This is a genomic window from Flavobacterium daejeonense DSM 17708 (assembly GCF_000425425.1).
Taxonomy (GTDB): Bacteria; Bacteroidota; Bacteroidia; order Flavobacteriales; family Flavobacteriaceae; genus Flavobacterium; species Flavobacterium daejeonense.
The window spans coordinates 1-2437 of record NZ_AUDK01000046.1 but is presented as its reverse complement, the minus strand read 5'-3'; the positions used below and the strand labels follow the sequence as shown (position 1 = coordinate 2437).

General features: G+C 28.4%; 3 protein-coding genes. All 3 read right to left on the bottom strand.

Annotation, left to right across the window (positions count from 1 at the left end; translation table 11 throughout):
• A partial coding sequence (locus tag H599_RS0117650; protein WP_026715331.1) for a hypothetical protein occupies positions 1 to 198 on the bottom strand: 198 nt, incomplete at its 3' end.
• 27 nt (positions 199 to 225) lie between these two features.
• Positions 226 to 1404 (bottom strand): carboxypeptidase-like regulatory domain-containing protein, encoded by a 1179-nt coding sequence (locus tag H599_RS0117645; protein ID WP_026715330.1) that lies wholly within the window; start codon positions 1402 to 1404, stop codon positions 226 to 228.
• 35 nt (positions 1405 to 1439) lie between these two features.
• Positions 1440 to 2437, bottom strand: a 998-nt coding sequence (locus H599_RS20980; RefSeq protein ID WP_026715329.1) for a hypothetical protein, incomplete at its 5' end; no start/stop codon positions are given.

The window sequence follows — 2437 nt, the reverse complement described above, 5'->3', positions numbered from 1 at the left end:
ATTGGTTGCCCTTACCACATAGGCCTTATACCATAAATCCTCGCCCATAAAATAAGTACTTCTGTCCGTGTGCAGGTAGATTTTTTCGATATCAGGAATGAATTTTGTATCTTGGGCATAAGCACCAAAATAACTAAAAAACAACACTAAAAGTTGAAACAAAATATGTCTCTTTTTGGAAATATAAACGTCAAGCATTGGATTACTTTTTTAATTCAACAAAAACTATTTTCCTTCTGTAAAATCAATCTCTTCTTTGGATAACAATATCGAGTTTGCTGTTGTAACAATCTCTTTGGGTAAATTTTGATAAATTGGTTTTGATAAATTAATCATCCCCACATTCTTAACTTTTTCCATAGGGGTATCTTTTAAAACAAATAAATTGTTTTTCAAATTTCCCTGATGAATACTGTCATTATATGTAATATTAAAATCGGCACTGACTTCAAAAGAGTTTAAAGTCCATTGATTACTGATGTTTTTCCTGAAATTTAGTTTTGAAACAGAATAAATATTTTCATACGAAAACTCTTTATTCCCTCTTGTAGTAAAACTTTTGGTTATTCTGTTTTTATTTTCCACTTCATAAATAAATGAAATGATAGCTTTGGTCTTTTTATCAAAAATAATTTTTCCCTTACTTCTGTAGGAATAACTATAAGTTCTTTTCCAATCAGACGTAAAAGAAACAACAAATTCGTTTTCAGAAGATTTTTCTATAAAAGCCTCAAGATCTGGATTATATTTTATAAAATTAACCAGAAAGCTATTTAAGTAAATAGAACTAATTAGATTTTTTGTATTTATAAATCCGCTGTTAGATGGAACATTTTCTTTAGGAATATCTGTAAAAACATCCATCGGATTATTTACGTTATAATCGATAGCGCCTAAACGCATTTTTAAATCCTTTAAATGTTTGATTTTATAACTTTTACTCCACCAATTGACCTTAGTCAATATCAATCGTTTTAATTTATTGTCTACTGAAAGTGTTTCTTTAAAATTACATTCTTTTTCAAAAGCCTGATTTTCATACAATTTCTCATAATTATTAAGAACATAAAGTAATGCTTTATTTAAATTGAAAGCACTTACCACAACTTCATCAAGATGGATTGATTTTGGAGTTAAATAAAAGATATTTGAAATTTTCAGATTTTTAGAATTGATAATTCTTTCCTGATAAGCAATGTGCGAAATTTTTAAATCACTATCCCGCATTCTTATAATTGCTTTTCCATCTGAATTTGTAAAAGTACCTTCCTGACTTTCCGGATAATAAACATTTACGGTTTCAATGGGTAATTTAGTTGCACTGTCTAACACCAAAATTTCGCTGTTTTGGGAATATGAAACAATACTGATAAATAGTATCAAAATTTTTATATATTTTTTCATTAGTTGCTGTTTTCTAATAAATTGAGAATTACAATTTATTTTTTAATAGTATAATAAGCCGTTTTAACAACAGGAATCCCGTTAGATGTAATTCCTTCCAAAGCCACTTTTACTTTAGTTTCTACCTTAGTATTGTAATAATCAACACTTTCTTCACCTGTTTTATCAGGATGGACATATGGATTCCAATAAATAGTATTTCTAACTACGGCATTTTTATCCAACTCTGGATTGAGTTTTTCTGGATTGGGTGAATAAAAAACACGGGCTGTAGAAAAACCTTCTATTTCTTGTTTTGCAGCATAAACAGGGACTTTTTTAGGTTTATCGTTCCAATTTCTATTTATAAAAATTGAAATAATAGGTACACCTAGTTCTCTTACTACCTCTATTTTTACAATTTCATTAGGTAAAATATAATCTAAGTCATAATTATCAACTCCATAACCATTTACTAATATAATTGGAACATCCTTTTCACCCACAACGCGTAAATCCTTATCAAATCTATCCTTAACCCAAACACCAGGAACTATCTCCAATACATCCCAAATAGAAACTAATGTTTTTGTTACTACATCAGAGGTGTAAGTACTAAAAGGATTCTTATAATAAACTGGTTGCCAATATTTATTCTTAGATTTAACTACAACTTCATTCAAAACATTTTCGGGTTTTACTCCAAAAACTGTAAATTTCTTTAGTACATTTTCAGTAAACGAATTATTTATTTGTTGTAAAACGATTGATTCTTTTTTAAAAGAAACCAACATTGGAGCTAGCTCAATAGAATCCAGAACGATTTCACCTCTGAATTTCCCTTTTACATTTACACTATTCAAATACATATTCGTTTTATCAAAAAACATCAAATTCTTAAATTCGAATCGGCCAATTGAATCCGTAATTATACTAAAAAAAATGCTATTCTTTTTATTCATTAAAGCCAAAGTCAGATTATTATTTACCAATGGTTTGTCAGCAAAAACTTGCTTCACTCTTCCTGAAATGTTGATTCCTTTTTCTACTTTAT